This window comes from Aquisalimonas sp., assembly GCF_007120195.1.
Taxonomy (GTDB): Bacteria; Pseudomonadota; Gammaproteobacteria; order Nitrococcales; family Aquisalimonadaceae; genus Aquisalimonas.
Genome location: NZ_SKOG01000228.1, coordinates 22,137 through 30,278, shown reverse-complemented (window position 1 = coordinate 30,278; position 8,142 = coordinate 22,137). Strand labels below are relative to the sequence as shown.

The 8,142-nt window shown below is 61.2% G+C and carries 7 protein-coding genes and 1 pseudogene; 4 read left to right on the top strand and 4 right to left on the bottom strand.

Annotated features, from left to right (window positions below; translation table 11 throughout):
- Positions 1-2,587: 2,587 nt before the first annotated feature.
- The 4 genes and pseudogenes from QZT63_RS16420 to QZT63_RS16405 form a co-directional block, all read right to left on the bottom strand.
- Entirely contained in the window at positions 2,588-3,085 is a 498-nt protein-coding gene (locus QZT63_RS16420) for a ferritin-like domain-containing protein (protein WP_290652576.1), read from the bottom strand.
- 234 nt (positions 3,086-3,319) lie between these two features.
- Positions 3,320-3,577, bottom strand: a complete 258-nt coding sequence (locus QZT63_RS16415; protein WP_290652575.1) for a Rho termination factor N-terminal domain-containing protein — start codon at positions 3,575-3,577, stop codon at positions 3,320-3,322.
- Positions 3,578-4,008: 431 nt separating this feature from the next.
- Positions 4,009-4,137, bottom strand: a pseudogene (locus tag QZT63_RS16410) (transcriptional regulator); the annotation flags it as partial.
- Positions 4,138-4,421: 284 nt separating this feature from the next.
- Entirely contained in the window at positions 4,422-4,739 is a 318-nt protein-coding gene (locus tag QZT63_RS16405; RefSeq protein ID WP_290652574.1) for an AbrB/MazE/SpoVT family DNA-binding domain-containing protein, read from the bottom strand.
- A 41-nt stretch (positions 4,740-4,780) separates the two neighbouring features.
- Between QZT63_RS16405 and QZT63_RS16400 the strand changes: the two genes are divergently transcribed.
- The 4 genes from QZT63_RS16400 (at position 4,781) to QZT63_RS16385 (ending at position 8,010) form a co-directional block, all read left to right on the top strand.
- Positions 4,781-5,011, top strand: coding sequence for a hypothetical protein (locus QZT63_RS16400; RefSeq protein ID WP_290652573.1), 231 nt, complete (start codon positions 4,781-4,783; stop codon positions 5,009-5,011).
- On the top strand, positions 5,012-5,452 hold the full coding sequence (locus QZT63_RS16395; RefSeq protein ID WP_290652572.1) for a TA system VapC family ribonuclease toxin: 441 nt from the start codon (positions 5,012-5,014) through the stop codon (positions 5,450-5,452).
- 396 nt (positions 5,453-5,848) lie between these two features.
- Entirely contained in the window at positions 5,849-6,073 is a 225-nt protein-coding gene (locus tag QZT63_RS16390; RefSeq protein ID WP_290652571.1) for a tyrosine-type recombinase/integrase, read from the top strand.
- A 518-nt stretch (positions 6,074-6,591) separates the two neighbouring features.
- Positions 6,592-8,010, top strand: a complete 1,419-nt coding sequence (locus tag QZT63_RS16385; protein WP_290652570.1) for an amidase — start codon at positions 6,592-6,594, stop codon at positions 8,008-8,010.
- Positions 8,011-8,142 lie beyond the last annotated feature (132 nt).

Genomic DNA, 8,142 nt, shown 5'->3' with positions numbered 1-8,142 from the left:
GAAATAGCCGTCGCCTTCGCCGGCAATCGTTACGCCGAACACCTCGAGGACTGCCCGATAGAACCGCTTGCTGCGGGCAAGATCGGAGACCTCGAGATGAATATGGTCAATCAGCCGCCCTCTGTGAAACTCCATGCGCCGCCTCCTGCACTGGGGTAAAGAGCGCGTCCCCGTTCGCATGACGGTTCGACCGAACGGGGACACCACACACTCTGTTTTTAACCCCGCTGCTATGAAGCGCACAAGAGCCATCGTAAAGCGATTCGGCGCATCCCAGTGAACACGGAGCGGGTTGATGAACGATTCTTCATCTGCCCATCAGCAATTCCTCGGCCCGCACCACGAAGAACACAAAAAGATTAATCCAGGTGTAATTCCGCTGCCCTCCTGGCTGACCCATTTGGGTTCCGGAACACGGTCCATTGCAAATAGATCGCGATGACGCTCGCAAGCGTCTTCGACCCCGATGGATTCTATCTCTGCGACGGTGTTCGGGAGCAGCGCCCGGACGAAAAGCGGTGGGTCACGGATATAGTTACTACGAGCCGAATCAGGGTGGCGATCTGGGAAGTGACGGACCCTGGTGTTACATCTACACCCGGGACTCGGGCGCGGCCATGAGCAGCGACTTCGAATAAAGGAATACACCGCTGTCACCGTCGAGGAGAACGGCGAGGCACAAACCTTTATGCCCCGCGTCATCGCCCTATGCGTACCTGAGCCTGGAGGGGAATCGAATTACCTTTGCCACGCTGCGATAGCGACGTCTCGGGGTACGTCCAAACGAGGGGCGAATCACCTGGGCCTCTTGTCGCGGAGCGGTCGTTGCCTGTGGCAACCATGATGGCCACAGAAGCATCCGAACCCCGCTGGTCAGAAAGAGCAAATTGGTCTCCCAGGTGAATGTCAGCAGGTCGGTGCCGGACTGTAGGATCATCCAGTCTGCCGAATGATTGCCGCTGCAATTACGCCGGGGTATTGAGTGCTCTGTATTGTCCATAACGAATCCCGCCTCTACGTTCACTGTGTCACCGAAAGCAAGGCACAGACCATGCCCTGCGTTCAGATTGGGCGCCCTACCACTGCGCCCAACCAATCAGCGTCTCGATGACTCTCTGGAGTACCGCCTCATGTTAGTAACAGTTGCACAATCCCGCGAGATTTGTTGGGACAGGCCGCACAGTTCCTCATGTTGCTGTGACGGCCACTATCGAGGAATCTCAGAGGAGTGGTTACCATCGCCATAATTCGCGTAACGGACCTGAACGAGGGCAAGGAACTCCATCACCGGGCAAGGCGGGAAATCCGGGGCGGAGCGCTTGCGGGAGGTAGCTTTGTGCCTCGCTCCAGCAGCCGATTCCAGAAAGCGCGCAATGTCTTGACGGGGCGCGGCCGGAAGCGCTGAACACGTGTCTTCAGGACCTGTGCCGATGGCATAGCTCATGCCTTACCTTCAGCAGGGGAATTGTCCCCGGCGGCACACGAAGAAAATCAGCCATGGGTGTGTCCATTCACGAACTCGGCAAGAGCCAGGCGCTGGATGAGGGAGCCCTCCAGCGCGTCGTCCACGACGATGTGGTTTGCGCCAAAATGTGCACACTCTACGGGGTGTCACAGGCGCCGCGTGACCTCCAGATGCGCAGCATCCTCGATCCCGCCGAGCCGAGCGTCTTGCGCCCGGCGTTTTTTCGAGCACTGCACAGCGCGTTGCAGCCACCCACGCGTTGCGGCGCGCCGGATTCAGGAGCACGCCTGTCGCGTGTTTCGGGTCGCCCAAGCGCGCTGGCACTCGCGGCGCTGTCTCTGGGGAGCGATTGCGAGCGCTGTTCTTCACCCTCCACGTCACCTACTGGGAGACGCGGATGGGGGCCTGGGCCGAATCCGCTAAGTTGGGCCAGCTTGCTGCAGTTCATTTTGTCCCCGCTCGACACCTCGTAGCCGGACCCTGGTGTGTTTCGAGCGATAGCCAGTTTCAGCGTCCGACGAAAGAACTCATCCTCTCCGCCCTACCCGCCACGGTGGCTGGTGATGTTGCGCTCCAACACAGTAACTGCTCACCGGCACGGCCAAGCGCTGGTCACCGGGAACTGCTGGGATTGGATTGTGCTGTTTTCTGTAAGAACAAGCAGGCGGAGAAGTGATGGGGTTGCGGAAACAGATTGGCGTATTTGCAAATGGGGAGGAGTCCCTTCCGGTGACCGCGCCCTTCCCAGGCCGATTCCGGTTTTCCGGTTAGCGATCATCGTCTCCACTGAGGGCCACGTGGGCACCTGTGACGTGGCCACCAGGAGACTGCGTGGCGATCCCGGCAAGTGAGGACAAGCGTGGGGGCGCGCAGCGACGCCGCTTCAGCGGCGCCTATCTAAGTGGCAGGCAATCGAGGCGGCCATGGGACCTTGGCCGTCGGATTCGCCTGTCGCCCGGCGGTGGCTACCGGGTAAGCGTTCGCCGCGGCGCGGATGGGGCCTCGCCAATTTAGGAGGTCCGTGCGCGACCATGCCGCGGCGTCGTGCACGAGTATCGGCTCGGCTGCGGGGCTTGGTGATTTAACCTTGCAGTATCCTCGCCGATATTGTGCCGAGCATCGTTACGTCGCCGGGTTGACGTAGGATTGGGCAATCTCCGTCAATTTGGCGTCGACGTTTTTCTCCTCGTGCAACGTGTCGTCGAGCTGTTGGGCGGCTTCCCGATTCCCCAGCTGCAACGCGATAGTGTGCGCAGTGCCGTAAGCGGCGATTTCATAGTGCTCGACACGCTGCGCCGCGGCAATGAGTGCGGCGTCACGTACGGTGTCATTCCCTTTGGCGTTGATCATTTCCTCGCCTTCGCGAATCAAACCTTTCATGGCTTCACAGGTCTCACGCTGGGGGCTCTTTCCGAGCGCCTCGAAAATCGTCTCTAGCCGCTGGATTTGGCTTTGCGTTTCTTCCAGGTGATAACTAAATGCATCGCGCAACTCATCGTGGCTGGCAGCGTCCCGCATTTTCGGAAGCGCGCGCGTCATGCGCTGCTCGGCGTCATAGAGATCTTCCAGTTGATGGATAAACAGGTCGTCGAGAGAATCAAACTTCTCTTCGTTCGCCATGGAATTGGCCTCCTGCACAAGGGCGAAAAACCGATTGCCGTTCCCTCCCGTCGAGAGCCTGGTCGCGTGATTCGAACCGTCACGCCAGCAGCCGGCGCACAACGCACCAGCATGGCGCGGGAGGTACCATGAGATAACCGAACGTCGGTCGGGCGTGTGCCCCACCAGCAAGTTCTCTTAATTTACGCGGAAAGAGGGCGGAAGGTTCCGCAGGCACGGCCGGCGCTTGGTGGATCAGTGGCGGCGAAGCATCGTGATGAGCTCACCCTTGGTCATTCTGGAGCGCCCCTCGATGCCGACTTCCCGAGCCTTGTGGTAAAGCTCGGCGCGTGTCCATTCTTCGTAACGCGGCCTGCGTCCGCCACGCTTGCCAGCGGTCTTGCGCGGCGTGTTGGCGATGCGCGCCGCCTTCTCCTTGCTCATGCCAGCCTCATCGCGCAGCGCCTCGTACTGCTCGTCATCCTTGATACTCTTGCCGTGATTCGTGGCCATGTTCCCCTCCGTTTAGAGTAGCCGGTGAAATAGAACCGTGATGAACCAGATCCTTTAGCCCAGCGTCACAACCAGCGTGGTATTTATACGCCCGAAAGCTCGGCGGCGTTCCCCGGGTTGCGGTCTGAGGGCGGGAGCCCGAGAACCCCCGCCGTCAGTCAGTGGCGGCGTTGCAGGTGAGGCCTCATCAATCGGTAGTGGCCGAAATAGCCCGTCGAGAGCCAGATATTGTCACGCGAACTGGCCCTGCCCGATGCCCCCTGCAGGTCGAACGGCTCTACACCACCCGGGGGTGCCACAATGATGTTGTTGACCGCCGCGACCTGAATCTGCGCATTGACGTTCGGCAGATTGATCGCATTCGTGCGGAGTTGATGGTGTTGTTCGCAGGTTCTTCTTCAAGCCAGAGAATACTCGATACGGAATCGCACTTACCCAGCATCCGTCAATCCCTCTCGGATTACTTCTGGATGCCGGAAAGCGATCTTTCTAAGTACCCTCGCCGCACCAGACGGTTTCCGTCTCCCCTGCTCCCATTGTTGCAATGTACGAGGTGAAAGCGGATGCTCCTGGCCCGGCGGTACTGCTGGAAATACTTTCCGGCGAGAAATCCCGCTTGCCAGGGTAACGAATCCCACCGGAAATATTCGCAAAGCAACGCCTCGTCGAGGGTTTCTATTCGCTCGATGCCCACCGAGATTTCGGTGTAAATCAAGGGATTGATGACCAGCGGGTCTTCGGACAGACTTTCGAGCTGCTCGGCGGACCACTCGAACCAGTGTGAATCTTCCGTGACAACGTCGAGTATGACGTTGCTGTCGACGAGGACCTCCGACATTACCGTTCAGCTGTCCTCACCGCGCATCAATGCCATAATCTCGTCCGTGGTAAGTTTACGCTCCGCCTTGCCCCGCAAGGTGTGCACCAGGCGCTTGCCCCGCCGCTGGTCACCACGGGCCTTCCGGATGATCACTGTGCCGTCCTTCACCACAAACTCCACCTCCGTGTTCGGCAACAACCCCGCCTGTCTTCGGATTTCCGCCGGGACTGTGACTTGGCCTTTGCTCGTGCCTTTCGGCGGCGCCCCCAGAACCCGACCCATTCGATTCCACGGATACACCGAGCGGCGCGCCAGCCCGGCGAGGCGGAGCGCAGCTGCCACGAAACTTGCCATATAACCATACACGTTATATGGTCATCCATATGAAAACCACGTTGAATATCGACGACACCGTCATGCAGCGCCTGCGGGAGGAGGCGGCCCGGCAGGGCAAGTCCATGGGCGCGCTTGTAGAGGCCGGCCTGCGCCGAATACTCGCCGAGTCCCTGCAGGAGTCCGGACACCTGCCGGAGCTGCCCACCCTGGCAAGCGGCGGGATGCGAGTCGATGTAGCTGACCGGGATCGGCTTTATAAGATCATGGAAGACCGATAAGTGCACGTTGTCGACACCAACATTCTGATCTACGCGGCGGATCAGGACTCCCCCTACCATGCAGCCTGTCGCGCGCACCTGGAGCGCTGGCGGCGCCAGCCGGCGCCGGTGTTTCTCACCTGGAGTATTTGCTACGAGTTTCTGCGGGTCACCAGCCATCCGCGCGTATTCCAGCGACCGTGGTCGGTCACGGAGAGCTGGCGGTTTCTGGATGCTTTGCTGGCCTCTCCGGGCATGGCTTTGCTCGAAGCGACCGCACGGCACGCGGCCGTCCTGGAACAGACGTTGATGGAGTTGCCGGAGCTGGGGGGCAATCAGGTTCACGACCTTCACATCGCCGTGCTGATGCGTGAGCACGGCGTCAGCCGCATCTACACCCGCGATACCGATTTCCACCGGTTCGGCTTCCTCACAGTGCTTGACCCCCTTCGCGAGACTTGAAGCTTGGTTCCGGTCAACGGATCTGCGGAAAGACGAATCCTCGTGAATCCACTACCTTCGCAATCGCTGACTTCATCCCGGCGTTGTCGATGTGGCGGCATTTCCATGTGAGGAGAAAGTCTGCGCCTTTGTGCGGCCGCGATTCCAATGTGTATAGCGTCGTCCTCGCTTCCCGGTGGCACCACTCCCTCAGCGAGCAAGGCGCAGATCTACGGCTTGGTCTGTAACAGCCAGTCTACCTCACCGGAACGTCTTCCCGGGAGCTACCGACCAAGCTCAGTGACAATGGCAAGCTGGCGCAGGTTTTCCGTAAGCCGTGACAGATTGCTTTGGCTCGCTGCTCGGCGAGACCCTGAAGCCGGCAATCACTCGGCCACCCACACCTCGACCCACGTGATGAATCGCGGGACCACCAAGGGCGCCCTCAAACGCGCCGCTGCAGACGCCCGGATCCGCAAGGGGGTCTCAATCCATTCTCGGCGTCAAAGGCATGCCACCCATCTGGTGGAAGCCGGCCTCAATCTCCGTGGCATTCAGGATCAGCTCGGCCACGCCTCGCCCACCACCACGGCGCGCATCGTGGCGTTCGACCCCGTCACCGAGCAGGTCACGTTCGAATAACAGGAGAGTAAATTACAACGCATGCGCCAGCGCACATTGCCGCTGGCCGATTTCCTCTGGCAGCGGAATGATCCATGTCCTACCCAGCGGTTACTGTCGTGTCCGCGACTACGGCTTCCTGCACGGAAACGCCAAGCGCACGCGTGCACTGATGAGGAGGTCAGCGTGCCACGACTAGGTGATGCTAAGGCGCCAACGCCTGCCGACCGCCGCGTCGCGATGACCTGGGGGCAACGCCTGAAACGGGTCTTCGGCATCGCCATTGACAAATCGGCAGGAGTGCCGATTTGCACAGCCGTAGGCTGCCGCGAGGTGGTCGGGTACACGGATGTACCCGATGAATCCTGTCCGGCCTGCGGCGGGGCCACCGATCTGTGCGGCGCCCGATTGCCGCGAGTGACGCTGTTAGAACGCACCGATTGCGTGTCGTGGCGAGTGTTGCATAGGACCACAGGTTATCCGCCCTGGCGCTCATCCTTTGCTATGCTGCAGCCTTCCGGTGTTGTCGAGACGTGTCCATGGACGATCTGCCGTTTCTCCCGGCCACGACCCTCGCGGCGCGTATCCGCGCCGGTGAACTGTCGCCGGTGACCTTGTGCGAAGCGTACCTGAAGCGCATTCACGCACTGAATCCGAGCCTAAATGCCTTTCGCCTGATTGCCCCGGATCGGGCCCTGGCGGCGGCCGAGGCGGCGCAGCGGCAGCTTCGCGCCGGCATCGACCTTGGGCCCCTCCACGGCATTCCCTACGTCACCAAGGATCTGTTTGACGTGGCGGGTCTGCCGACCACGGCGGGGTCGCGAACACTCGAGGGCAACGTCGCGGCGCGGGACGCCACGGTAACCCGCCGGCTGGCGGCTGCCGGTATGGTGCTGCTCGGAAAAACCAACACGGTGGAGTTCGCGTTCGGCTCTGTAGGCGTCAATCACAGTCACGGTACACCGCGTAACCCTTGGGCGAAGCGCCATCATGTTCCCGGTGGGTCGAGCAGCGGTTCCGCGGTGGCGGTGGCCGCAGGTCTCGCAGCCCTGGGAACGGGCACGGACACGGCTTGTTCAGTGCGCACGCCGGCGGCGCTCTGCGGCATCGTGGGGCTCAAGACCACGGTCGGGCGGATCAGCCGGCACGGCGTCTATCCGCTGAGTGAAAGCCTCGACTCCGTGGGTGCGCTGGCCCGCAGCGTGGCCGACGCTGCCCACATGTTCACCGCAATGCAGGGTGCCGATGCGGGAGATGAGACTACGCACGGCATCGGCGGCATCGATGTGCTTGCCACATTGCACTGCGGAGCTCGGGGACTGCGCGTGGCCTTTGCGGAAGGATTCCTGTTCGAGGATCTCGACCCGGAGGTGGAGCGTGCGGTTCGCGACAGCGCTGGCGTCTTCCGCGATCTGGGCGCCCACGTCTCCGCGGTGGATTTTGCCGAGGCCCGTGAGGTGATGGCCCGACCCAGCGTGATTTCCCAGGTCGAAGCGTATGCCATCAACGCCGCGCGCCTGGAGCAGCAACCCGGGGATCTGGATCCGGTGGTGCGTGACCGCATGCGCCCCGGCGGGGAGGTTAGAGCTGTGGATTACCGTAACGCTTTGCGGGCATTGCTGCCGCTGCGGGAACGGGTTGTCCGGCGTTTCGTCAACGCGGACGTGCTGCTGGCGCCCACGTGCATGACTCCCGCCAAGCCCCTGGATGACGTGGACGCGGATTTCGACACCTACATGAAGTATGCGGGGAGTTATCTGCGTAACTGCTTCGTCGGCAATCTGCTGAACCTTTGTGCGGTCACCGTGCCGTGCGGCTTCACCTCGGCGGGTCTGCCCGTGGGCCTGATGATTTACGCAGCGCCGTTCGGCGAAGATAAGGCATTGCGCATTGCTCAGGCCTTCGAGCAGGCAACGCCGTGGCACACCCGGCATCCGGATCTGTGTCGCTCACGCTGAACTCACGACGAGTACTGTAGCCTCAATAGCATCTCGCCTCACCCTGCCATAGACACACCCTCGGCCGCAGGCAACGTTGTAGGCGTACGCGCCGCCTCGGGTAGCGAACTGGGAGTTGTCAACTGCCACGGG

Bases quoted from the DNA above. Each gene is read 5' to 3' on its own strand.
- QZT63_RS16420 (WP_290652576.1), bottom strand. From the start codon at position 3,085: ATGGCGAACGAAGAGAAGTTTGATTCTCTCGACGACCTGTTTATCCAT.
- QZT63_RS16415 (WP_290652575.1), bottom strand. From the start codon at position 3,577: ATGGCCACGAATCACGGCAAGAGTATCAAGGATGACGAGCAGTACGAG.
- QZT63_RS16400 (WP_290652573.1), top strand. From the start codon at position 4,781: ATGAAAACCACGTTGAATATCGACGACACCGTCATGCAGCGCCTGCGG.
- QZT63_RS16390 (WP_290652571.1), top strand. From the start codon at position 5,849: ATGAATCGCGGGACCACCAAGGGCGCCCTCAAACGCGCCGCTGCAGAC.
- QZT63_RS16385 (WP_290652570.1), top strand. From the start codon at position 6,592: ATGGACGATCTGCCGTTTCTCCCGGCCACGACCCTCGCGGCGCGTATC.